This window comes from Acidobacteriota bacterium (assembly GCA_016716715.1).
Lineage (GTDB): Bacteria > Acidobacteriota > Thermoanaerobaculia > UBA5066 > UBA5066 > Fen-183.
The window spans coordinates 338,062-361,051 of record JADJVE010000002.1 but is presented as its reverse complement, the minus strand read 5'-3'; the positions used below and the strand labels follow the sequence as shown (position 1 = coordinate 361,051).

Genomic DNA, 22,990 nt, shown 5'->3' with positions numbered 1-22,990 from the left:
TTCGGGGTCGGAAGGGGACAGGGCTAGCGCCGGTCGAGGACGGCTCGCCCCTCCTTCATGACGAAGCGGGGCGATTCGATCGTCCGGACGTCCTTCAGGGGGTCGCCGGCGACGGCCACGAGGTCGCCGTAGAACCCCGGCGCGACCCTGCCGATCTTCGTCTCCATCCGTAGGAGCCGCGCGGCCACGAGCGTCGCGGACTGGATCGCCTGAAGCGGCGTCATGCCGGCCTCCACGTACATCGCGAGCTGCCTGCCGTTGATGCCGTGGATCTGGACGCCCGCGTCGGTTCCGTATGCGACGGGGATCCCGGCCTTGATTGCCTTCCGGAGGCTTTCGGTCTTCAGGTCCTTCACCTCGCGCGATTTCCGGAGCTGGTAGTCCTGGTAACCGCCGGCGGCGCCGCGCTCGAGCATGTACGCGTTCGTCAGCGGGTTCGAGACGACGAACGTGCCGTTCGCCTTGAGCGCCGCGATCGTCTCGTCGTCGAGCATCGAGGAGTGCTCGACGGAGCGCACACCTGCGCGCGTGGCGCGCAGGATGCCGAGCGTGCCGTGGGCGTGGACGGCGACGTCCCGCCCTTTCTCCTTCGCGGCGAGGACGGCCGCGCGGATCTCCTCTTCGGTGTACTCCGCCTGCCGGGGGTCCGTCTTCGCCGAGCCGATTCCGCCCGTGACGAGCACCTTGATCCAGTCGGCGCCGTACTTGACGTTCTCGCGAACCTTCTTCCGGATCTCCTCTGGCCCGTCCGCGATGGCGGAGTACCGCATCACGTGAACATCCTCGGGGAGGTCATTGCGGTCGCCGTGCCCGCCGGTCGCGGAGATCGACTTCGTCGCGACGAGCATCCGCGGCCCGACGATCTTCCCGGCCGCGATCTCGTCGCGGAGTGCGACGTCCGCGAAGTCGCGCGCGCCGAGGTCGCGCACCGTCGTGAAGCCCGCATCGATCGTCTTCCGCGCGTTGACGGCGCCCTCGAGCGCGGCGTGCGCGGTCGACTCCGTGAGGCTCTGGTACGGCGTCTGCTCCTCGCCGCCGACGAGGTGGACGTGGCAGTCCGTGAGACCCGGCAGGAGCGTGACGTCGCCGAGGTCGTACGTGACCTTCTCGCCCGCCGTCCGGGTTCCGACCGAGACGACGACGCCGTTCTCGATCCGGACCACGGGGTTTTCTGTGAACCGGCCGGTCTCGACGTCGAGGAGGCGCTTCGCGGAGACGGTGACGGTCTCGGCGTGGGTGGAGGTGGAGACGAGGGCGGCGGCGAGGGAGGCGACAAAGAACGCGGCGCGAACGTGCATCCTCGGAGTCTACCGGCTCAGGCCCTCGCGAAGCGGACGCGGCAATCGAGATACGCCGCGCCTTCGCCGGCGTCCGTGAGGCGCGCCCTCACGAGCGCGTTCGCGCAGTTCCCGCGGTCGTAGTTGCCGCCCTTCGGGACGATCACGACGTCGGGGCGCTGCGCCGGGTCGAACCGCAGGCGCACGCGGATCGCGCCGATCGCGCTCTCGAGGCGGACCACCTCGCCGTCCGCGAAGAGAGGCGCGGCGGACGGGTGGCACGTCGCGTGGAGGAGGTCCGGCTCGGGGATCGCCCACTGGGAGCTCTGCGACTGCTCGGTCGAGTTCGAGAAAAGCCAGAGGGGATAGCCGGGCTCCTCGGGGGGCACGACAGGCAATGTGTGAATCAGGTTCACCTTGCCGGATGGCGTCGCAAATTTGCGATCTTCGAAGAGGACCCTTTCTGCGAATGGGTTTCGGACCGAGGCCCGCTCGAGCTGCTCCAGCGTGACTCCCGCGGCTTCCACTCGCGAGAGCAACCGCTTCTTCCACTCCCGGGCCGTCCCTCTTACTTTCAAAGAAATCTTCTCTTCTCTTTCCCCGCTCCTCTCGTCGATGGCGCGGGCGAGCGCCTGGACGATCTCGAGGTCGGTCAGGACGCCCGGGGGCGGGGGCACGACGGGCGTCGAGGCGCCCAGCCAGTGGTTGCCGTAGGCGCCCATCAGGTCGTCGTCCTCGACGAGCGTCGTCGTTGGGAAGACGACCGTCGCGCGTCGCGCCGTGTCGGTCATGAACGGGTCCACGACGACGACGAGCTCGCGCGACTCGAGCGCCTTCGCGACGGTGGCCGAGTCCGGCAGCATCGAGACGGGGTTGCCGGCGGTGATCCACACGGCGCGGATGGGCGGATCCTGCGCCGCCAGAATGCCCTCGCCGAGGAGCGGCTCGGGGATCGCGCGCGGGGGGGTCTTCTTCAGGAACGACGTGTCGAACGCCCCGCGCCTCTTGAAGTAGAAGGAGACGCCGCCGCCTGGGATCCCGAGGTTGCCGCTCACGGCGCCGAGCGCATCCAGCGCGCGGACGATGGCCGAGCCGTTCATGCGGCGGCCCATGCCCCAGCCCACCTGGATCGAGCAGGGCCTGTCCGCGAGGGCCGACGCGAGGACGTCGACGTCGCCGGCGTCGACGCCGGCGGCGGCAGCCCACTCTCCGGCGGGCCGGGAGAGGGCGAGGGAACGGAACGCGTCGAAGTGGTCGCAGTACGACGGCGCCGCCGAGTCGATTCCGCCCACGCTCGAACAAACGTGCCGCAACCCCCATGGCGAGGTCGAAGTCGCCCCCTGGGCGGGGAAGGATCACGCGGTCGGCGAGCTTCTCGCTCTTGTGGCGGATCGGATCCACGAGGAGGACGCGCGCGCCTTTCCTCTTCGCCTCACGCAGGATTGGCTGCAGATGGACGTTCGAGACGGCCGCGTTCTTTCCCCAGAGGATCACGTGCTTCGCGTTCAGGAGATCGAAGACGTCGTGCGACTCCTCCTCGCCGAAGTCCGTCGCTTGCGCCGCGTCGCCAGCACCCGAGCAGATGTCCCCGCTCTTGACGGTCACGGGGCCGAGAAGCTCGAAGAACAGGTCGACGACGGACTTCAGGAGGCCGAGCGAGCCGCCGGAGCGGTAATGGAGGATCGCCGCGGGGCCGGACTCCTTCCGGATGGCGAGGAGCCTGTCCGCCACGAAACCGAGAGCTTCCTCCCACGTGGCGGGCGCGAGAACGCCATCCCTCCTGAGCAGCGGGGTCGTGAGGCGGAGCGGCCCGTTCTGCATCTCCGGGAAGCGCGACGTCCGCGTGCAGAGGAAGCCCTTCGTGACGGGGTGGGCCGGGTCGCCGCCGAGGGCGACGAGCTTTCCGTCCTCGACGGTCGCAATCAGTCCGCAGGCGTCGGGACAGTCGCGGTTGCAGACGGTGCGGAGCTCGACGGCGCCCATGGGCCCATTCTAGAGAGACGGCGTCGCGCCCGGGCGGGTGGACTAGACCAAAGCCCGGCGGAGGAGCGCCAGCGTCCGCTTCCAGGCGTCGACGGACGCCTTCGGGTCGTAGACGTTCGCGCGCGAGTCGTTGAAGAACGCGTGGCCGCAGTCCGGGTAGACGACGGCCTCGACGTCCTTGTCCATCGCCTTGAGCTTCTCCTCGAGCGGCTTGGCGTCGGAGGCAGGGACGCCCGTGTCCTTCCCCCCGTAGAGGAGGAGCAGCGGGGAGGCGAGGTGCTTCCAGTCGAGCGGGCACTTCTTGAAGCCGCCGTAGAAGCTCACGGCGGCGCCGACGTTCGGATTCGAGGTGGCCGCGTACTGGGCGAGCGCGCCGCCCATGCAGAAGCCGACGATGCCGAACTTCTTCGACGCGCACTCGGCGCGCTGGAGGAGGAACGCGCCCGCGCCGGCGATCTCCCGGCCCGCGCGCTCGACGTCCAGCTCCATGAGGAGGCGCCCCGCCTCGTCGGGCGAGGTCGTCGTCTTCCCGTGGTAGAGGTCGGGCGCGAAGGCGACGAAGCCCTCCTTCGCGAAGCGTTCGGTGACGTCCTTGACGTGCGGCACGAGCCCCCACCACTCCTGGATCACGACGACGGCCGGTCCCTTGCCGGACGCCGGCTTCGCGAGCCACCCGTCGACCTTCTGCCCGTTGAGTGTGACGTTGACCTTTTCGCCCATGTGGTTCCCTCCGCGCCGCGCGATCCTATGCCAGACTCGAGGATGCGAGGCCTTCCATGAACTCACTCGTCGCCGTGCTGCTCCTCCAGGTGGCGGCCGCCGCGCCCGTGGCTCGCCCGGTCGTCGTCCTCGTGCGCGATGCGTCGAAGGCGCCAGTGAAGGGCGCGAAGGTCTCGCCGACTCGGCGACCCCGGCCGAGAAGGCGTTCGCGGAGACGACTCGCAAAGCGCGCGCGACTGTCCAAGGATGACGGACTCCTCGACCTCGGGCTCCTCCCCGTCGCCGATCCGCTCACGCTCCGCATCGGCGCGCCGGGCTTCCGGACGGGCACGCTCAAGCTGCCCGCCAACTTTGAGGCCGGCCGCCGCGACGTCGTCCTTGCCCCGAACCAGGACGTCGAGGTGCGGGTGTCGGGACTCGCCCGAAGGCGTGGCGAGGCGCGGCCCGAGGTGACGCTCGCGCGCTGCCGCGTTCAGCGCGTGCGATCGAACTGCAATCCGATGGAGGGAACGACGCAGCGCCTGGACGACGAGGGGCGCGCCCGGTTCCCGCGGATCGAGGGAGGCTTCTACAACGTCTCTCTCGCCGCCCCCGGTTTCGGCTCGACGCGCCAGACCGTCGCGGTCGCTCCCGACGGCGACCTGCCCGCGCTGGTCGTCGAGTTGCTGCTCGGAGAGTGGACCCTCCGCGGGACGACGCGCCTCCACGACGGCACTCCGCGCCCCGCTCGCGTCACCTCGATGGAGTTCGTGAACGGGGTCGGGGAGGGTGTCGGCGCCGAGACCGCGTCAGCAGCCGACGGATCCTTCGAGCTGAAGGTGATCTCGCGAGCCGGGAACGCGATCGGCCTGAAGGCGGAGTCGGAGGATCCCCACGCGGTCGCGGCGTTTCCCAAGCAGGTCAAGCTCGACGAGGCGGCCCGCACCGTCGAGGACATCGTGATCGAGCTGGACGCGACCGCTCTCGAGGTCACCGTTCGCGACGCTCGCTCGGGACAGCCTTTGAGGGGCTGTGCGATTCAGGTGGAATGGGCGAAGGACGGCGAGACGTCCTACCGCGGGTCGCAGCTCACGACGGACGAGAAGGGAATTGCACGCGAGTACTCGCTCGCGGGCGGCACCGTTCGTGCGAACGTGACGTGCAAGGGCCACTATTCGAAGGACCTCGGGACCGTCGCGATCGTGCGGGACCAGGTGAAGCAGGTCGAGACGTTTCTCGATCCTTCGAAGGAAATCGTCCTCGCCGTCTCGGACGAAAGCGGCCGGCCCGTTGAGGGTGCGCGCGCCGTCGCGCTCGTCGGGCCCCTCGAGTCCTACATGGGGATCGGAATGGCCGGCGCCGTGACCCGACTCGGTCCTTCGAGTCTGGAGGGCGAGATCCGCCTCGAAGGGGAGAAGGTCGGCGGCCGGCCGATTTTCGTGGTGTCTCGCGGAAGCGCGATCGCGCAGGCTTTCGTCCCTTCGCCGTCCTCGTGCGACCGTCCCGAGGACTGCCGGCTTCCCGTGACACTGCGCCGGCCTTCCGGGTTCGCGGGCCTGACCGTGCGGAACGAGTCCGGGCGGGCCGCCGCAGACTACGACTACGTCGTCGTGCGCGGCGGGGTTCCGTTCCCCTACCAGGTCCTTCGCGCGGCGCTCGAGGCGAACGGCCTCGGCCCCGATGGGTCGGCCGCCTCGCTCGATCTGCGCGGCGCCGCGTTGCTCCCGGAGGGCACGTTTTCGCTGACGACGCCGCGCGCGACGACGAAAGGAAGCTTCACCTCCGAGATCGTCGGGACATTCACTGTCCCCTCCCTCGAGCGCGTCGAGCTCGTCGATCGAGACGGCGTCTCGCCGAAGCCGTCCAACCTCGCCGCGCCCCGCGTCGCCGAGCGCTGACTCCTATACTCCGGCCCGGTGAGCGTGGCCGTGAAGCTGTTCCGCATTGCTGCGATCGCGGCCGTCGCCGTCGCCCTCGCGCTTCTCGTCGCCTGCTCGATCTTCTTTCCCGGGGAGCCCTCCGTCCGGAAGAACGTCACGGGCGGCCTCTTCACGGACGTGACGAAGGCCTCGGGCGTGAAGTTCCGGTTCCACGGCGACATCACGGACGGCAAGCTCATCCCGACGATGGGGGGCGGCGCCGCGCTGGCCGACTTCGACGGCGACGGCTGGCTGGATCTCGTCCTCGTCCAGCAGGTGAAGAGCGGCTCGAAGTGGCGCAAGCACGGGAAGACGCAGGAGCTCAAGGACTGCACGCGCATCTTCCGCAGCCTCCGAAACGGCACGTTCGAGGACGTCACGGAGAAATCGGGCGTCGTCGCATGCGGCTGGGGCGTCACCGCGATGTGGGCCGACCTCGACAGCGACGGATTCCCCGATCTCGTCATCGGGAACGCGGGCGACCCGAACCTCGTCTACCGCAACAAGGGCGACGGCACGTTCCAGAAGATGGAGTCGACGGGCCTCGAGGGCGGGAAGTTCACGATCGGCCTCATGGCGCTCGACATCGACGGCGACGGGCTGCCGGACGTCTACCTCGGCAACTACCTCGAGACGGACTCGCTGCGCGAGTCGAAGGCGCCCGCGACGTCCTTCATGACGCCCGACGAGTACAAGGGCCAGGACAACCAGATGCTCCGAAACCTCGGCGGCTGGAAGTTCGCGGACGTGACGGACGCGAGCGGCACGCGCGACCCGGGCAGTAAGACGATCGGCGCGGTCGCGCTCGACTACGACGGCGACGGGAAGGCCGACTTCTACGTGGCGAACGACCAGTGGCGGAACACCCTCTTTCACAACGAGGGCGGCGGCGTCTTCCGCGACGTGTCGGACGAGACGGGCACGGGCTTCCCCGAGGAAGGCAGCGTCACGGCGTTCGGGCGGAAGACGCGCAGCGGCATGGGCCTCGTCGCGGCGGACTTCGACGGCGACGGCCGCCCCGATCTCTACGTCACGAACTACGCGAACGAGCCGAACACGCTCTACCGCAACGTCGAGGGCGCGACGTTCGCCGAGAGCGAGCGCGAGGCGTTCGGCGGCGACCACGACCCCGTCCTGCCGCTCTCGAAGTGGGGAACCGTGGCGCTCGACTGGGACAACGACGGCAAGGACGATCTCGCCGTCACCAGCGGCCAGATCCTCTCGCGCTTCTTCACGGTCGTCGGCGGCTGGTTCAACCCGAAGGCGAAGAACTTCGCGGTGGGGGAGAAGAGCTACGCCCAGCGGCAGTTCCTCTTCCACAACGAGAGCGCCCCCGGGACGATGACGTTCCGGGACGTCTCGGCCGAGTCCGGCGACCTCGGGCGCCTCGTGATCGTCGGGCGCGGACTCTCGGCCGGGGATCTCGATGGCGACGGGAAGGAAGACCTCGTCTTCAACCCGATCGACGTCGCGGCGATCGTCCTCCGCAACGCCGCACCCGGAGGCAACGCCCTGGAAATCCTCCCGGTGGCCGGCGCGGACCGGAAGACCGTCCTCGGGACGCGCGTGACCGCCGGCACGAAGATGAAGGAGTTCTACGTCGCGCCGTCGTACGCGAGCGGTTCGTGGCTCCCGCTGCACTTCGGCCTCGGGGCGGCCGCGTCCGCGCGCGTCACGGTGAAGTGGCCCGACGGCACGACGCAGGACCTCGGCGACGTCCCGAAGGGCGCGTGGAAGCTGAGGAAGGGCGGAGCGCTCGAGGCGCTCCGCCGGAAGTAATCAGACGAGGACGGGCTTGCCGGCCGCGTAGCGCACGAGCGCCGTCGTGAGCAGGTCGGTGTGCTCGCGCTCCTCGGCCTCCATCTCGCGGTAGAGCTTCCATTCGGCCGAGCCGGGCTCGAGCTCGCGGCCCCTCTCGAGGAAGAAGTTCCGGGCGCGCCGCTCGAGGTGGACGGCGAGCTTCAGGAGGTCCTCGCCGGTCTCGGTCTTGTTTCCGGCTTCCGCGTAGACGGCGACGCGCGCGGCCGAGAGGCCCGGAGCGGCCGTGTCCGGCTCGGGCACGTGGTAACGGCGCGAGAGCGTCTCCATGTGGCCGCGCTCCATGACGGAGAGGCTCGTGAAGAGCGCCTTGAGGGCGGGGTCCTGCGTCGTCTCGGCGCCGCGCGCGTAAAACGCGAGGCCGCCGAGCTCGATCTCGAACGCCTGCCGGAGGGCCTCGACGGCCCGCTCGTTGTCGAGCTTCACGTCGTGCCCATGCGAGAGCGTGCCGCCGCAGGCGGGGCAGAGGCCGTACGGGAACGCAAAGCCTTCGTAGACTTTCTGGCAGCCGTCGCACGTCCACGTGAGCGTCAGGCCCGCACAGCAGACGTACTCTTCGTCGCCTTCGAGGGGCTGGTGGCACTTCGAGCAGACTTTCACGGCTTCCATCTCCTCGGACGTCTTCGCCTTCTTCGGGGCCGGAGCCGGCTCGTCGGCGAGGACGACGGGCCACTGCTTCGTCTCGAGGTACTTCACGATCGCCTTCGCCGCCCGGCGGCCGGCGCCGAGCGCGAGGATGACGGTCGCGCCGCCGGTCACGATGTCGCCGCCCGCGAAGACGCCGGGCAGGTTCGCGGCCTGTGTCTTCGGGTCCGCGTTGATGTAGCCCTCGTCCCGCGTCTCGAGGCCGGGCGTCGAGCGCGCGATGACGGGGTTCGCCTTCGTGCCGAGCGCGTAGATGACCGTGTCGCAGAGGTACGTCTCGGTCTCGCCCTCGACGGGCACGGGCCTGCGGCGGCCGGACTTGTCCGGCGGCCCGAGCTCCATGACCTGCGTCACGATGGCCTTGACGTCGCCGGCCTCGTTCGTCTCGATCCGGAGCGGGCTCCGCAGCCAGTGGAAGGTGATCCCCTCCTCCTTGGCGTGGCGGATCTCCTCGATGCGAGCCGGGGCCTCGGCTTCCGTGCGGCGGTAGACGCACTTGACGTCGGCCGCGCCGAGGCGGCGCGAGACGCGCAGGCAGTCCATCGCGGTGTTGCCCGCGCCGAGGACGACGACCCGGCGGCCGGGCGTCACCGGCGTGTCCTCGTACGGGAAGCGGTCGCCGCCCATCAGGTTCACGCGTGTCAGGAACTCGTTCGCGCTGTAGACGGCGCCCGCGAACTCGCCGGGGATGCCGAGGAAGCTCGGCGCGCCCGCGCCCGTCCCGATGAAGACGGCGTCGTAGCCCATCTCCGTCTGGAGCTGCGGGATCGTGAACGTCTTGCCGATGACCTTGTTCGTCTCGAACTTCACGCCCATCGACTCGAGGTTCTTCACCTCGCGGTCGATCGTCGTCCTCGGCAGGCGGAAGGACGGGATGCCGTACTTCAGGACGCCGCCGATGACGTGCAGCGCCTCGTAGATCGTGACCTCGGCGCCCGCCTTCGCGAGGTCGCCCGCGCAGGCGAGGCCCGCGGGGCCCGAGCCCACGATCGCGACCTTGCCGAGCTTGCCGGCGTTCGCCGGCTTGCCCATGACGAAGGCCGGCGCGTTGTCGCCCACGAAGCGCTCGAGGCGCCCGATCGCGACGGACTCCATCTTGCCCTTCACGAGGATGCACTGCGCCTCGCACTGGCTCTCCTGCGGGCAGACGCGCCCGCAGATCGAGGCGAAGAGGTTGCTCTCCTGGATCGCCGAGAGCGCGCCCGGGAGGTCGCGGATGAGGATGTGCCGTATGAAGCGGGGGATGTCGATGTTGACGGGGCAGCCCTCGATGCACGACGGTCGTACGCACTGGATGCAGCGCTCGGCCTCCTGCAGGGCGTCCACCATCCGGTAGCCGAGATTCACCTCGAGGAAGTTCCCGGAGCGCTCCACGTGGTCGCGCTCGGGCATCTTCGTGGCGTGGGGCGGAAGCTCCTTGAGCTTCTTCCAGTTGCGCTTCTCGAGCTCGAAGAGCTGCTCGTCGTACGAGCAGACCTTGTCGAAGTCCTTCTGGGCCTCGACTTCCTGCGTCTTGAAGCGGCTCTGCCGGAACGCGAGCTCCTTGAAGTCCACGAGGTGGCCGTCGAAGTCCGGGCCCTCGACGCAGGCGAACTTCACCTTGCCGTCGACCGTGACGCGGCACGAACCGCACATCCCGGTGCCGTCCACCATGATCGCGTTCAGGCTCACCATCGTCTTGACGCCGAACGGCCGGCTCGTGTCGCAGCAGGCGCGCATCATCGGGAGCGGCCCGATCGCGACGACCTCGTCGACTTTCTCCTTCTCGAGGACGTCCTTGAGCGCGGCCGTCACGAATCCCGGGCGGCCGTACGAGCCGTCGTCCGTGCAGACGATGAGCTCGTCGCAGAACTCCCGGAACTTCGCTTCCCAGAACACGAGCTCCTTCGAGCGGAAGCCGATGATCCCCGTGATCCGGTTCCCGGCCTCCTTGAAGGCGCGGAGCTGCGGGAAGACGGGGGCGACGCCGAGGCCGCCGCCCACGAGGACGACGTGGCCCGCCTTCTCGACGTGGCAGGGGAGGCCGAGCGGCCCGACGAAGTCGAGGAAGGTGTCGCCCTCGGCGTAGTCCTGGAGCATCTCCTTGGTGGTCTTGCCGACGGCCTGGACGACCATCGTGATGGTCCCCCACTCGCGGTCGAAGTCCGCCACGGTCAGCGGGATGCGCTCGCCGCCCTCGCGCAGCCGAACCATCACGAAGTGGCCCGGCTGGGCGGCCTTCGCGACGTCGGGGGCGTGGACGTCCCAGAGGAAGGTCGTGTCCGAGAACTGCTGCCGGCGGACGATCCTGTACATGGAACCGGAGGCTAGTGGAGGTGGTCCCCGCGCGGCCATGGTGCAAATGGCCTACTAAGAACGCGTCTCGTTACAGGGCGCAGGCCTCGCGAGGCGTTGGGCTCAGCCCGTCTTCCGCTCGTCGGCGAGCCTGGCCTCGATGCGATCCTGGCAGGTCTTGCAGATGAATGCGTTCAGCCGCGCGATGAACTTCCACTCGTCGGAACGGTGCACGTCGCAGAAGTAGCACTTGTGGCGGCTGCGCGTCACCGCCGTCTCGTCGAAGGGCACGTGTTCGTCCGCGGTGTTCACGACGGCTGCCATGACGTCCTCCTCAGCGCGGCTGGATGCGCAGGTGGCCGGTCAGAAGCTCGCGGCCGGGGATCATGCGGATCTCGACGCGGAAGTCCTCGCCCGAAGAAGAGAGCCCGGGCAGGGGAACGTAGAGGGGGAGGTTGAACCCCCTGCCGGGCTCCAGGCGGGTGGGATAAGCGAGCATCCGGCACTGCCGCGTCTGCCGGGCGCGCTCGCGGCCCTCGGAGTCCAGAAGGACCAGCTCGAGGAGGGGACCCGTTTCGGTGCTCCCCTCCCACGGCTGCTGGGCCTTGTTCCGGAATTCGAGGTGCAGCAGAACCTTGCCCGGCTCGTCCGTGCTCGAGACGAGGATCGGGTGCGGCGCGTGAAGCGTCAGCGACAGGGTGACATCACCGGCCGGCTCTTCCTTCGGCAGTTGTGCGTTCAACATGTCGTGACTCCTTTGGTGGGCCCCCGGCGGCGTTAGCCGGGGATGGGCAACGATCTGAAGAATTCGATGAGAAAGAAGATGAAGTCCATGTGTCCTCCTCTGTCCTTGGTACCCCGCGGCAGGACAGCTCTCCTGCCTTCACTCACTAAGACAGACGGGACACGGCCCTTTGACCCCCCCGGCTGTCAAAAAGGCCTCAGCCGCCCGAAGGCGGCCAAAGAAATGCTCAGAAAAAGGGGATGAGATCGCGTCTGTGCGGGATCAACCCACGAGGCGCAGGGGCTGGTACGTGCGCTCGATGCCGTTCTCCTCGTCCTGCATGTACTCGCGCACGTGCGCGACGAGGTCGGCGTCGATCGTGCCCTGGTCTAGGCAGACGAAGAGCTCGCCGAGAGCGGGCGAGGGGCTGAAGACCGTCTGCTTGCGGTCGCGGCGCAGCGCGTCGACTTCAGCGGCCATTGCGTCGAACTGTCCCGTCCGGCCGAGGCACTCCGCGACGTAGAGGCGGGCGAAGAGGACGTCGGTGGCGGAACCGTTGGTGGCGGACTCCGCCGCAATCTCGCGGAAGGCCCGGAGCGCGCGCGTGTACTGGCCGCGCAGGAAGTCGAGCTCGGCAAGGCCGCTCCGGATGTATCGAAGGTGAGTCGCGAAGTTGTTCCGAAGAGCGAGGGTGAGAGCCTTCGCGTAGCTCGCCCGGGCCTCGTCAAAGCGGGAGAGGCGCGCAAGCGAGTTTCCCCGGTTGTTGAGTGTGGCTGTCAACGCCCGGGCATCTTTCTCCGGGTCGAAGTGGACGATCGCCCGATCGAAATACGGAAGGGCCTCGGCGTAGTCGCCGTGGTTCTCGAGGATGGTTCCGATCGCCGCTTCCGACTTGGCGAGGAAATGGTCCTGACCGAATTCTTCAAAGGTCTTCAGGGCGGACCGGATCAGCCCTTCGGCCGCCTTGTAGTCGCGGCCGAACGTCGCGGCGTCACCCTCGTAGTAGTCGCAGAGCGCCGCCCCGAAGCCGAGGTCGCCGGCTTCGACGAATAGAGGCCTTGCAGAAGTGACAGCGCTGCGGGCGGCCGTCGGGTCGCCCATGATGAGAAGTGCCTGCGATTCGAGGAGATGGGACTCGGCCTGTACCGCCTGGCGCGGAGCCGGAGTCGTGGCCCGAGCATCACGGTTTGCCTCGGCGAGCGAGTTTGCCTCGGTCTGAACTGCCCTGGCGAGAGCGAGGGCCTTGCGCGGATCGATGGCGACGAGCGGTCCGCCCTTCTGCGCCGCATACAGCAGCGCGAAGCCGCGGTAGGGCTTGCCGTCGAGCGCGCGCATCGCGGCGGCGAGCTCGTCGGGTCCGGAGCGCGCGGCCTTGAGGACCAGCTCGGCGGGCTTCTCGGCGTCGACCGAGAACCGGTAGATGTCTTCCAGCGGGACGCGCGTCCTTACGAACGGAAGCGTCCGCCCGAACTCGGCCCGCGGAACCGCCGGCTCGATCTCGGAGTCCACGAGCGCTTCGAAGATCTCGTCGCGCTTCACGGGAGCTCCGGGGCGAGCAGGCGGTAGCACTGCTCGAGGAACGCGGCCCTGAGGAACGCCTTCGGGTCGCGGACGCGCGGGTTCATCGCGAGCGCTTTGAGGAAGACGCGCTGCGCGGCGGCCTCGCAGTCGTCCTCGGAGAGGCCGAACCGGATGACGCCGGCCGCGACGAGGCGCGGGCGGAACTTCGCGTTGAGCTCTGCCCAGTCCCAGACGGGACGCGCCGGCAGCTCCATCTCCGGCGAGGACGGCTTGGGACGCCGATCCCACCCTTCGAGGGGCGCGAGGCCTTCGACCTTCGTCTGCATCAATGCTCTACCGCGAACAGGGGCTTATGCTAAACCCGGAATCCGGCGCGGGTCAAAAGCGCGATTCGGTTCGCACCGGGCACCCTCGGGTCCCGGGAAACCTGCCCGGGACAGAGGGCGACGGTATGGCGACGACGAAGTCGACGGCAATGGTGGGTCTCAAGCACGTATACGCCTTCGGCGCGGGTGTGGCCGAGGGCAAAGGCGACCAGAAAGACCTCCTCGGCGGCAAGGGAGCGAACCTGGCCGAGATGGCCCGGCTGGGCCTGCCCGTCCCCCCCGGCTTCACGATGACGACCGAGGTCTGCACCCACTATTACGCCAACAACCAGAGCTACCCCAGTGGTTTGCGCGACGAGGTCGCCGAGCACCTGGCGGGTATCGAAAAGGCGCTGGGGCGGAAGTTCGGCGACCCGAAGAACCCCCTGACGGTCTCCGTGCGCTCCGGCGCCCGGGCCTCGATGCCGGGGATGATGGACACGATCCTGAACCTCGGCCTCAACGACAAGACGGTCGAAGGTCTGGCGCAAGTCTCCGGAAATCCCCGCTTCGCCTGGGACTGCTACCGCCGGTTCGTCGCGATGTACGGCGACGTCGTCCTGAACCTCAAACCCCTTGACAAGCGTGAGCGCGACCCCTTCGAGGTGATCCTCGAGAAGAAGAAGATCGCCTACAAGGTCACGCTCGACACGGAGCTCTCGGTGACGGCGCTGCAGGAGCTCGTTCGCGACTTCAAGGCCGAGATCTTCTACCGCACCGGCCAGACGTTCCCCGACGACCCGATGGAGCAGCTCTGGGGCGCGATCGGCGCCGTGTTCGGCTCGTGGATGAACGAGCGCGCGATCGTCTACCGGCACCTCAACGGAATCCCCGAGAGCTGGGGCACGGCCGTGAACGTGCAGTCGATGGTCTTCGGCAACCTCGGCGAGGACTGCGGCACCGGCGTCGCCTTCACGCGCGACCCGTCCACCGGCGAGAACATCTTCTACGGCGAGTACCTCATCAACGCGCAGGGCGAGGACGTCGTCGCCGGCGTGAGGACGCCGCAGAAGATCGCCACGCTCGACGCCAAGATGCCCGAGATCTACAAGCAGCTCCTCGGCATCCGCAAGACGCTCGAGGACCACTACGGCGACATGCAGGACATCGAGTTCACGGTCGAGCGCGGCAAGCTCTGGATGCTGCAGACGCGCACCGGCAAGCGCACCGGCTTCGCCGAGGTGCGCATCGCCGTCGAGATGGTCGAGGAGAAGCGCATCACGCCCGAGCAGGCCGTCCTGCGCGTGAACCCCGACTCGCTGAACCAGCTCCTGCGCCCGATCTTCGACCCGGCCGCGAAGAACGAAGCGCTCGCCGGAGGCCGTCTCCTCGCCAAGGGGCTCAACGCGGGCCCCGGCGCGGCGACGGGCCGCGTCGTCTTCACGGCGCACGACGCCTTCGAGTGGGCCGAGCGCGGCGAGAAGGTGCTTCTCGTGCGCGAGGAGACGAGCCCCGAGGACATCAAGGGCATGAACGCGGCCGAGGGCATCCTCACGGCGCGCGGCGGCATGACGTCGCACGCGGCGCTCGTCGCGCGGCAGATGGGCAAGGTCTGCATCGTCGGGTGCGAGGTCCTGCGCATCGAGCACCAGACGGGGCAGATGATCGTCACGCAGAAGTCGGGCGACCCGAAGATGGTCCACGAGGGCGACTGGGTGTCGATCGACGGCTCGACCGGCGAGGTCCTCGAGGGCCGCATCGCGACGAAGGCGTCGGAAGTCCTCCAGGTCCTCCTCGACAAGACGCTCGATCCCGCGAAGAGCGAGGTGTACCGCCGCTTCGCGACGCTCATGGAGTGGGCCGACAAGGCGCGCCGCCTGAAGGTGCGCGCGAACGCCGACCAGCCCGACCAGGCCCTGAACGCCGTCGCGTTCGGCGCCGAGGGCATCGGCCTCTGCCGCACGGAGCACATGTTCTTCGGCGGCGAGCGCATCACCGCCGTGCGCGAGATGATCCTCGCGGACAAGACGGAGGACCGCGAGCGCGCGCTCGACAAGATCCTCCCGATGCAGCGCGAGGACTTCATCGGCCTGTTCCGGGCGATGGGCCCGCGGCCGGTCACGATCCGCACGCTCGACCCGCCGCTCCACGAGTTCCTCCCGCACGGCGAAAAGGAGCGCGAGTCCGTCGCGCGCCAGACGGGCGTCGACCCGCGCCTCATCGCGCGCAAGGTCGCCGACCTCTCCGAGATGAACCCGATGCTCGGCCACCGGGGATGCCGCCTCGGCATCACGTTCCCCGAGATCACGCGGATGCAGACGCGCGCCATCCTCGAGGCCGCCTGCCGCGTCAAGAAGGAAGGGATCGAGGTGAAGCCGGAGATCATGATCCCGCTCGTCTCGCACGTGCACGAGCTCGCCGACCAGGTGAAGGTCGTGCGCGACGTCGCGAAGAAGGTCTTCGAGGCCGAGGGCGTGACGGTGGACTTCCTCGTCGGGACGATGATCGAGCTGCCGCGCGCGGCCGTGACGGCCGACGAGATCGCCCGCGAGGCCGAGTTCTTCAGCTTCGGGACGAACGACCTCACGCAGACGACGTTCGGGCTTTCGCGCGACGACGCCGGCAAGTTCCTGCCGGACTACGTGCGGCGCGAGATCCTGCCGTCCGACCCGTTCGAGAAGCTGGACCAGGGCGGCGTCGGCAAGCTCGTGAAGATGGGAACCGAGCTCGGCCGCTCGACGCGCCCCGGCCTCAAGGTCGGGATCTGCGGCGAGCACGGCGGCGACCCGTCGAGCGTCGAGTTCTTCCACCGGACGGGCCTCGACTACGTGTCGTGCTCCCCGTTCCGCATCCCGATCGCGCGCCTCGCGGCGGCGCAGGCGGCGCTTCGGAAGTAGTCAGCCGCCGAGACGCTCGAGGTCCTTCTTCGCGCCCTCGAGCGTCGGGTCGAGGCGAAGGGCTTCCTTGTAGGAGGCCTTCGCCTCGTCCTTCTTGCCCCCGCGCTCGAGGACGCGGCCGAGGCGCCAGTGCGCCGAGCCGTTCTCCGGCGCCAGCGAGACGGCGCGCCGGTACTCGGCCTCGGCCTCGGCCGGCTTTTTCTCTTTCAGGAGGATGAAGCCGTTCATCTGCGCGCCGCGCACGGGGTCGAGCCCGTCGAGCGCCTTCTGCTGCGCGCGCGCCTTGTCGATGCCGCCGCCCGCGATGCCGGGCGCATTCGCGTAGTACTGGAGGAGATCCACGCGGGCGTCGACGTCCTTCGGGTCGAGCGCGACGGCCTTCTCGAACGACGCCTTGCACTTCTTCGCCCAGCCCATCTGCGAGAAGAGCGACGCCTTGAGAGCCTTCTGGCCGTAAGCCCGGCCGAGCCACATCTGCGCCTCAGAACTCTCGGGCGCCTCCTTGACCAGCTTCTCGCCGGCCTCGACGGCCGCGTCCCACCTCTCGGCCTTGAGGGCGGCCTTGATGGGGGCGACCCGGGCGTCCTCCGCCGAGGCGGGGAGGGCGAGGGCGAGAGCGAGGGCGGCAAAGGCGAGCTTCATCGGGAGTTGTACGCCACGGGCGCCGCCGGGGTTTCGGCGCGTGGCAAGATCGCCCCATGAACGACCGGTCGCGCCGCAACCGTTCCGACCTCCACGAAATCGCTCGCCGCGCCATGCGGGAAAAAGGTCTCGCGCCGGATTTCCCGACGTCCGCCCTCGACCAGCTTGGGGCGATCACGGCTCCCGCCCCGGCGAATGCCGACGGGCTGCGCGACCTCAGGTCCCTCCTCTGGGCCTCGATCGACAACGACGACAGCCGCGACCTCGACCAGCTGTCGGTGGCCGAGGCCCTCCCGAACGGCGAGATCAGGGTTCTCGTCGCGATCGCGGACGTCGACGCGCTCGTGAAGAAGGGAACGCCGCTCGACGAGCGGGCCGCGCACAACACGACGTCCGTTTACACCGCGGGCGGCGTCTTCCCGATGCTCCCGGAGAAACTCTCGACGGACCTCACGTCCCTGAACCCGGACGAGGACCGGCTGGCCGTCGTCATCGAGTTCGTCGTGGACGGCGGCGGTGCGCCGCACGGCACGGCGGTGTATCGCGCCGTCGTCCGCAACAAATCCAAGCTTGCGTACGACTCCGTCGACGCCTGGCGCGACGGGCGGGGCCCGATGCCGGAGGCGATGGCGAAGGTCCCGGGCGTCGACGCGCAGGTCCGCCTCCAGGAGACGGCCGCGCAGAAGCTGCGGGCCCGCCGTTACGAGGAGGGGGCGCTCGACCTCGAGACGATCGAGGCGCGTGCGGTCTTCGACGGCGAGACGATCACGGACCTCAAGGTCGACCAGCAGAACGAGCCGCGCCAGCTCATCGAGGACTTCATGATCGCGGCCAACGGCGTGACCGCGCGCTTCCTCGAGTCGAAGGGCTCGCCGTCGCTGCGCCGCATCGTGCGCTCGCCCGAGCGCTGGCTGAGGATCGTGACGGTCGCCTCGGGCCAAGGGTTCACGCTGCCGCCGGAGCCGGACTCGAGGGCTCTCGAAGCGTTCCTCAAGGAGCAGCGGGCGAAAGACCCGGTGCGCTTTCCGGACCTGTCCCTCGTCATCGTCAAGCTCATGGGCGCGGGCGAGTACGTCCTCGAGCTGCCGGGCCAGACGCCCATCGGGCACTTCGGCCTCGCGGTGCGCGACTACACGCATTCGACGGCGCCGAACCGCCGCTACCCGGACGTCATCACGCAGCGGCTCCTGAAGGCCGCGCTCGCGGGGCGGCCGAGCCCGTACGCGAACGGCGAGCTCGCGAGCCTTGCGCGGCACTGCACGGACCAGGAGGACGCCGCGAACAAGGTCGAACGCCTCGTTCGCAAGGCCGCGGCCGCGCTGCTCCTGCAGCACCGGATCGGCGAGCGTTTCGACGGAGTCGTGACGGGCGCTTCCGAGAAGGGCACGTGGGTCCGCATCTTCGCGCCGCCGGTCGAGGGCCGGGTCGTCCGCGGCGAGGAGGGGCTCGAGGTCGGCGACAAGGTGCGCGTGAAGCTCGTCTCGACCGACGTCGAGCGCGGGTTCATCGACTTCGCGAGGGCGTGACGCCCGTCAGGAACCGGACGAGGAGCTCGTTGACTCTCTCGGGCGCGTCGGCCTGCACCCAGTGGCTCGCGCCGGGAATCCGCTCGATGGTGAGGTCCGGCACCCAGCGGTCGAGGCCCTCGAGGAGCCCCGGGCCGAGGTAGCGGTCGCGCTCGCCCCAGACGAGAAGCGTCTTCAGACCTTCGGGCCAGGCACGGCCGCGCGCCCGTGGCGGGAAACGCAGGGCGGCCCGGTAGTAGTTCACGGCGGCGGTCAGCGCGCCGGGCCGCGCCAGCGCTTCGACGTAGAGGCGCACGTCCTCGTCCGAGAAGGCGCCCGGTCTCACGGGGTCGCGCCGGAGCATCTTCTCGAGAATCGCGAAGTTTCCCGCGCGGATCCGCCGCTCCGGGATCCACGGCAGCTGGAAGAGGAAGACGTACGACGACTTCTTCCGCTGCGCGGCGCTGGATCGCAGTTCGCGCCGGAACGCGAGCGGGTGCGGGGCGTTGAGGAGGGAGAGGGAGAGGAGCCGCTCCGGGATGAAGAGCGGCGCGTACCACGCGAACGCGCCACCCCAGTCGTGGCCGACGACGTGGGCGCGCGACTCGCCCTGCTCGCCCGCGAGGAGAGCGATCAGCCCTTCGAGATCGCCGAGCAGCGCCTCGATCCGGTAGGCGCGGACTCCCGCGGGCTTCTCCGACAGGTTGTACCCGCGCAGGTCGGGTGCGACGACGCGGAAGCCCGCAGCGGCGAGCGCGGGAATCTGGTGCCGCCACGCGAACCAGAACTCGGGAAAGCCGTGCAGGAGGACGACGAGCGGGCCCTCGCCCTGCTCCACCCAGTGGAGACTGACGCCGTTCACCGGGCCCTCGTGGTGCGTCCAGGTCTCCGTCACGCGGCCTCCCGTCGCGGCTCCCTCACGCGCGTGAAGAGCGCGGCCGAGAGGAGTCCGAGCGCGAGCATCGTGAGCCAGAGCGTACGCCCGCCGCCGTGTTCGAGAAGCGACGTCCCGAGCGGCCCGCCGAGGACGAGCGCGAAGCTGAACGCCATCGTGTAGAGGCCCATGTAGGCGCCGCGCTTGTCGGGCGGCGCCACGTCCGCGACCCAGGAAGACATCGAGGGGACGAGGATCATTTCGCCAAACGTCCAGACGACGACGGTCGCCACGACCGCGGGCAGCGACCGCGCCCACGCGAGGGCCCCGAAGCCGGCCGCGACGAGGACGGAGCCGAGGACGAGCGCGCGCCGGTGCGGCCAGTGGGCCATCGCGAGATTGAGCGGGACCTCGAGGAAGACGATCAGGAGCGTGTTCACCGTGTGCAGGAGGCCGAAGACCCAGACGGCGAGGCCGACGTCGCGCACGAGGAACACGGACATCGACGACTCGTGCTGGAAGAAAACGATGCACACGGGCACGAGCGCCGCGAGGAAGAACACGAGGGCCGGGTCGCGCAGGCCTTCGCGGCGCGATGCGCCGACGTCGGAGGAGGGCTCCGCGGGCGGGATCGCGTTCTTCGGGAAGAAGAGCATCAGCGTGGCCGCGGCGAGGAGCGACGTCACCCCGTCCACGATGAAGAGCGCGGGCCACGAAACCGCGGCGAGGAAGCCGCCCACGGCGGGCCCGACGCTCATCCCGAGGTTGACGGCGAGGCGCTGGAGGGCGAATGCGGCCTTGCGCTGGCCGGGCGCCGCGAGGTGTGAGACGACGCTCAGGCTCGCGGGCCGGAACATCTCGCCGGTGAGCGCGATGAGCAGCGTGAGGCCGCCGATCGCGGACATCCCGCGCGCGAAGGGGACGAGGAGAAGGAGGGCGCCCGAGGCGACGAGGGCGACGCGCATCAGCCGGACGGCTCCGAACCTGTCCGCGAGGCGTCCCGCGACCGGCGCGATGGCGAGCGATCCCGCGCCGAAGAGGGCGAAGACGACACCCGCGGCGCCGGCCGTGAATCCCCTCTGGCTCGTCAGGTAGAGGACGAGAAACGGCAGGAACATCGTTCCCGACCGGTTGACGAGCGACGCGCCCGCGAGGATCCAGAGAGCGCGGGGGAGGCCGGAGAGGCCCCGCCACGGGTTCAGCATGGGCCTCCGGGCAACGTCGTCACGGGAAGAGCATACGTGCGCCTCGGGGGTCCGTCCGCCCGGCCTCCGCGTGGATAATGGGCCTGTGCACGTCGAGCTGACGCTCAACGGCGCCGCCCGGGGCTTCGACGTCGCGGCCGACGCTTCTCTTCTCGAGTTGCTCCGCGACCACGCCGGCGTCACGTCGCCGAAGGACGGCTGCTCGCCGCAGGGCCAGTGCGGCGCGTGCCTCGTCCTCGTGGACGGCCACCCGAAGACCGCGTGCGCCGTGCCCGCCCGGACGGCCGCGGGAAAGCACGTGCTGACGCTCGAGGGCGTGCCCGAAGCCGAGCGCCACGTCTACGGCGAGGCGTTCGCGCGCACGGCGGGCGTCCAGTGCGGCTTTTGCATTCCGGGAATCGCCCTCCGGATGAAGAGCGTCCTCGACGCGAACCCCGACCCGACGGACGAGGAGATCCAGAAGAAGCTCGACCCCCACCTCTGCCGCTGCACGGGCTACGTCAAGATCGTGGACGCGTTCCACGCGGCGGCGCGCCTGCGCCGGGGCGAAGCGCTCGAGCCGCCGGACGACTCGGGCCGCGTCGGCACGAGCCTCGACCGGTACGAGGCCGAGGAACTGGCGCTGGGCACCCGTCCCTTCGTCGCGGACCTCGCGTTTCCCGGGATGCTGCACGGCGCGCTCACGCTCTCGCCCCACGCCCGCGCCCGCGTCGTCGCCATCGACACGTCCCGCGCGGCGCGGCACCCGGGCGTGATGGCGATCGTGACGGCGAAGGATGTTCCCGGAAAGCGTCACTACGGGCTCATCGTCCCCGACTGGCCGGGCTTCGTGGCCGAGGGCGAGGAAACGCATTACGTCGGCGACGTCCTGGCGGCGGTAGCGGCCGTGGACGCGCGCACGGCCCGCGCCGCGGCGGCGCTCGTCGACGTGACGTACGACGTGCTCCCGCCCGTTACCGATCCCGAGGAAGCGCTGCGCGAGGGCGCGCCGCGCGTCGGTCCGGAGGGCAACCTCCTGTCGCGCTCCGTCGTGAAGCTCGGCGACGCGGATGCGGCGCTTTCCGGTTCGGCGCACGTCGTCGAAGGCACGTGGCAGACGCAGCGCATCGAGCACCTCTACCTCGAGCCCGAGGCCTGTCTCGCCGCGCCGGGCGACGCCGCGGGTCAGAACCCGAAGGCGCGGCTGACCCTGTACACGCAGGGGCAGGGCATCTTCGACGACCGGCGCCAGGTCGCGGGTTTTCTCGGCCTGTCCGAGGAAGACGTGCACGTCGTCCTCGTCCCGAACGGAGGCGCGTTCGGCGGCAAGGAGGACATGTCGGTTCAGGCGCAGACGGCGCTCCTCGCCCGTGTGACGGGGCGGCCCGTGCGTCTCGTGCTCTCGCGCGAGGAATCCATGCGCCTCCACCCGAAGCGGCACCCGATCCGGATGCACTACCGCGTCGGCTGCGACACGGAGGGGCGGCTCACGGCCGTCCGCGCGCGGATGCTCGGCGATTCGGGCGCGTACGCGTCGGTCGGAGGCAAGGTGCTGGAGCGCGCGGCCGGTCACGCGGCCGGACCGTACCGGTGCCCGACCCTCGACGTCGAGGCGCTGGCCGTCTACACGAACAACCCGCCCTGCGGCGCCATGCGCGGCTTCGGCGCGAATCAGGCGCACTTCGCGATGGAGGGCGCGCTCGACATGCTGGCCGAGAAGGCCGGCCTCGACCGGTGGGAGATCCGCTGGCGGAACGCGCTGGAGGCGGGCGACGACTGGTCCTGCGGGCAGACGCTCACCGCCTCGGTCGGTCTCAAGAAGACGCTTCTCGCCGTGAAGAAGGTCTGGGACGCAAGCGGCGGCCGCGCGGGCATCGCCTGCGGAATCAAGAACACCGGGATCGGGAACGGCATGAAGGAGTGGGGGCGGGCGCGGCTCGTCGTCGGAAGCGACGGCACCGTCACGATCCACAACGGGTACACGGAGATGGGCCAGGGCCTCCTCACGGTCCTCATCCAGTGCGCGTGCGAGGTGACCGGCCTCAAGGCGTCCGCCTTCCACGCGCGCGTCGACACGCGCTTCCCGATGGAAGTCGGCCAGACGACCGGCTCGCGGGCGACGTACCTCGGCGGCCGTGCCGTCGTCGACGCGGCGAAGAAGCTGAAGGCCGACCTCGACTCCGGAAAGACGCTTTCCCAGCTTGCCGGCACGATCTACGTCGGCGAGACGCTCGTGGACGACACGACGAAGCTCGGGCACGAGCCGCCGCCCGGCAAGCCAATGAAGCTCCATTCCGCGTTCAGCTTCGCGACGCAGGTCGTCGTGCTGGACGAGAAGGGCCGCGTCGCGAAGGTCGTCGCGGCGCACGACGTGGGGCGCGCGATCAACCCGAAACTCTGCGAAGGCCAGATCGAGGGCTCGGTCCACATGGGGCTCGGCTACGCCCTCACGGAAGAAATGGTCTGCAAAGACGGCATGCCGACGTCGTTCCGCATCCGCGACGTGGGCGTCCTCCGGGCGCAGGACATGCCTGAGGTGGAAGTCATTCTCGTCGAGGACCCTCAGCCCGACGGCCCGTTCGGCGCGAAGGGCGTGGGGGAGATCGGTCTCGTCCCCACGGCGCCCGCCGTCGCGGGGGCGCTCTTCGCCTTCGACGGCGTCCGCCGGTTCACGCTGCCCATGAAGGACTCCGCCGCGGCGCGGGCATTGAAGAGGTGACGGC

15 protein-coding genes and 1 pseudogene are annotated in these 22,990 nt (G+C 69.5%); 5 read left to right on the top strand and 11 right to left on the bottom strand.

From position 1 onward, the window contains the following. Positions 1-23 precede the first annotated feature (23 nt). The 3 genes and pseudogenes from IPL89_04130 to IPL89_04120 form a co-directional block, all read right to left on the bottom strand. Positions 24-1,298 (bottom strand): amidohydrolase family protein, encoded by a 1,275-nt coding sequence (locus tag IPL89_04130; GenBank protein ID MBK9062372.1) that lies wholly within the window; start codon positions 1,296-1,298, stop codon positions 24-26. A gap of 17 nt (positions 1,299-1,315) precedes the next feature. Next, positions 1,316-3,260 (bottom strand): annotated as a pseudogene (locus IPL89_04125) (molybdopterin-dependent oxidoreductase). A gap of 42 nt (positions 3,261-3,302) precedes the next feature. Then, positions 3,303-3,980 carry a dienelactone hydrolase family protein gene (locus IPL89_04120; protein MBK9062371.1) on the bottom strand — a complete coding sequence of 226 codons (678 nt, stop codon included), beginning with the start codon at positions 3,978-3,980 and terminating at the stop codon, positions 3,303-3,305. A gap of 56 nt (positions 3,981-4,036) precedes the next feature. Between IPL89_04120 and IPL89_04115 the strand changes: the two genes are divergently transcribed. After that, complete coding sequence (locus IPL89_04115) at positions 4,037-5,857, top strand: hypothetical protein (GenBank protein ID MBK9062370.1); 1,821 nt, start codon at positions 4,037-4,039, stop codon at positions 5,855-5,857. An 18-nt stretch (positions 5,858-5,875) separates the two neighbouring features. Continuing rightward, on the top strand, positions 5,876-7,657 hold the full coding sequence (locus tag IPL89_04110) for a CRTAC1 family protein (protein ID MBK9062369.1): 1,782 nt from the start codon (positions 5,876-5,878) through the stop codon (positions 7,655-7,657). On the opposite strand, the gene gltA is transcribed toward IPL89_04110, so the two are convergent. The 5 genes from gltA to IPL89_04085 form a co-directional block, all read right to left on the bottom strand. Beyond that, positions 7,658-10,636: an NADPH-dependent glutamate synthase gene (gltA, locus tag IPL89_04105; protein ID MBK9062368.1), complete on the bottom strand. Its 2,979-nt coding sequence runs from the start codon at positions 10,634-10,636 to the stop codon at positions 7,658-7,660. It lies immediately after the preceding gene. A 102-nt stretch (positions 10,637-10,738) separates the two neighbouring features. After that, the gene (locus tag IPL89_04100; protein ID MBK9062367.1) at positions 10,739-10,939 is read right to left on the bottom strand and encodes a hypothetical protein; all 201 of its coding nucleotides are present in this window, start codon (positions 10,937-10,939) and stop codon (positions 10,739-10,741) included. Between the two features lie 10 nt (positions 10,940-10,949). Next, positions 10,950-11,360 carry a hypothetical protein gene (locus IPL89_04095; protein ID MBK9062366.1) on the bottom strand — a complete coding sequence of 137 codons (411 nt, stop codon included), beginning with the start codon at positions 11,358-11,360 and terminating at the stop codon, positions 10,950-10,952. 261 nt (positions 11,361-11,621) lie between these two features. Then, positions 11,622-12,878, bottom strand: coding sequence for a tetratricopeptide repeat protein (locus IPL89_04090; protein MBK9062365.1), 1,257 nt, complete (start codon positions 12,876-12,878; stop codon positions 11,622-11,624). Next, positions 12,875-13,186, bottom strand: a complete 312-nt coding sequence (locus tag IPL89_04085) for a hypothetical protein (GenBank protein MBK9062364.1) — start codon at positions 13,184-13,186, stop codon at positions 12,875-12,877. Before IPL89_04085 ends, IPL89_04090 begins: the two co-directional genes overlap by 4 nt. Positions 13,187-13,311: 125 nt before the next feature. On the opposite strand from IPL89_04085, the gene IPL89_04080 reads away from it, so the two are divergent. Next, on the top strand, positions 13,312-16,062 hold the full coding sequence (locus IPL89_04080) for a pyruvate, phosphate dikinase (protein ID MBK9062363.1): 2,751 nt from the start codon (positions 13,312-13,314) through the stop codon (positions 16,060-16,062). Here IPL89_04080 and IPL89_04075 read toward each other — a convergent pair whose 3' ends face one another. After that, complete coding sequence (locus tag IPL89_04075) at positions 16,063-16,704, bottom strand: tetratricopeptide repeat protein (GenBank protein MBK9062362.1); 642 nt, start codon at positions 16,702-16,704, stop codon at positions 16,063-16,065. Positions 16,705-16,760: 56 nt separating this feature from the next. Between IPL89_04075 and IPL89_04070 the strand changes: the two genes are divergently transcribed. Next, positions 16,761-18,230 carry an RNB domain-containing ribonuclease gene (locus IPL89_04070; GenBank protein ID MBK9062361.1) on the top strand — a complete coding sequence of 490 codons (1,470 nt, stop codon included), beginning with the start codon at positions 16,761-16,763 and terminating at the stop codon, positions 18,228-18,230. Here the strand turns inward: IPL89_04070 and IPL89_04065 are convergent. Both IPL89_04065 and IPL89_04060 read right to left on the bottom strand, forming a co-directional pair. Beyond that, a complete protein-coding gene (locus IPL89_04065; GenBank protein MBK9062360.1) occupies positions 18,208-19,104 on the bottom strand; it encodes an alpha/beta hydrolase in 897 nt (298 codons plus the stop codon). The two genes, IPL89_04070 and IPL89_04065, sit on opposite strands and share 23 nt — an antisense overlap. Further along, positions 19,101-20,288, bottom strand: a complete 1,188-nt coding sequence (locus tag IPL89_04060; GenBank protein MBK9062359.1) for an MFS transporter — start codon at positions 20,286-20,288, stop codon at positions 19,101-19,103. The genes IPL89_04065 and IPL89_04060 overlap by 4 nt, the downstream gene beginning before the upstream one ends. On the opposite strand from IPL89_04060, the gene xdh reads away from it, so the two are divergent. Then, positions 20,287-22,986 (top strand): selenium-dependent xanthine dehydrogenase, encoded by a 2,700-nt coding sequence (gene xdh / locus IPL89_04055; GenBank protein MBK9062358.1) that lies wholly within the window; start codon positions 20,287-20,289, stop codon positions 22,984-22,986. The genes IPL89_04060 and xdh overlap by 2 nt on opposite strands. The last annotated feature ends 4 nt before the right edge of the window (positions 22,987-22,990 follow it).

What these genes read in the sequence shown, in the direction of transcription:
- gltA (MBK9062368.1), bottom strand. Translation starts at nt 10,636, where the DNA reads ATGTACAGGATCGTCCGCCGGCAGCAGTTCTCGGACACGACCTTCCTC.
- IPL89_04085 (MBK9062364.1), bottom strand. Translation starts at nt 13,186, where the DNA reads ATGCAGACGAAGGTCGAAGGCCTCGCGCCCCTCGAAGGGTGGGATCGG.
- IPL89_04095 (MBK9062366.1), bottom strand. Translation starts at nt 11,360, where the DNA reads ATGTTGAACGCACAACTGCCGAAGGAAGAGCCGGCCGGTGATGTCACC.
- IPL89_04060 (MBK9062359.1), bottom strand. Translation starts at nt 20,288, where the DNA reads ATGCTGAACCCGTGGCGGGGCCTCTCCGGCCTCCCCCGCGCTCTCTGG.
- IPL89_04075 (MBK9062362.1), bottom strand. Translation starts at nt 16,704, where the DNA reads ATGAAGCTCGCCTTTGCCGCCCTCGCTCTCGCCCTCGCCCTCCCCGCC.
- xdh (MBK9062358.1), top strand. Translation starts at nt 20,287, where the DNA reads ATGGGCCTCCGGGCAACGTCGTCACGGGAAGAGCATACGTGCGCCTCG.
- IPL89_04070 (MBK9062361.1), top strand. Translation starts at nt 16,761, where the DNA reads ATGAACGACCGGTCGCGCCGCAACCGTTCCGACCTCCACGAAATCGCT.
- IPL89_04115 (MBK9062370.1), top strand. Translation starts at nt 4,037, where the DNA reads ATGAACTCACTCGTCGCCGTGCTGCTCCTCCAGGTGGCGGCCGCCGCG.
- IPL89_04130 (MBK9062372.1), bottom strand. Translation starts at nt 1,298, where the DNA reads ATGCACGTTCGCGCCGCGTTCTTTGTCGCCTCCCTCGCCGCCGCCCTC.
- IPL89_04100 (MBK9062367.1), bottom strand. Translation starts at nt 10,939, where the DNA reads ATGGCAGCCGTCGTGAACACCGCGGACGAACACGTGCCCTTCGACGAG.
- IPL89_04120 (MBK9062371.1), bottom strand. Translation starts at nt 3,980, where the DNA reads ATGGGCGAAAAGGTCAACGTCACACTCAACGGGCAGAAGGTCGACGGG.
- IPL89_04080 (MBK9062363.1), top strand. Translation starts at nt 13,312, where the DNA reads ATGGCGACGACGAAGTCGACGGCAATGGTGGGTCTCAAGCACGTATAC.